The 289-nt window shown below is 53.3% G+C and carries 1 pseudogene; it reads left to right on the top strand.

The window, feature by feature from the left end:
- Positions 1-289: pseudogene (locus tag BHE89_RS01065) on the top strand (tyrosine-type recombinase/integrase); the annotation flags it as partial.

Raw genomic sequence — 289 nt, 5'->3', positions numbered from 1 at the left:
ACATTGTCGCCAAGATGATCGGGTTTCAGAACCTTCGTGACTGTGCATGGAGCTCAATGAGGCGGCACCACATATTGGCGGTGCTGGAAATGCTGGGGGATGCAGGGAAGGCTCCGGCAACGATCAACACCTACCTGTCAGCGCTCAAAGGGGTGGCTCTTGAAGCCTGGACGATGAAGCAAATTGATACGGACAGCTTCCAGCACATTAAGCAAGTCCGTTCAGTACGTGGATCTCGAACTCCCAAAAGGGCGAGCACTTGAACGCCATGAGATTCGCAGCCTCTTTT

Source organism: Shigella sp. FC1967 (assembly GCF_001743005.1).
GTDB lineage: Bacteria > Pseudomonadota > Gammaproteobacteria > Enterobacterales > Enterobacteriaceae > Proteus.
The sequence above is the reverse complement of the archived record's forward strand: the minus strand, read 5'-3'. Positions and strand labels throughout refer to the sequence as shown.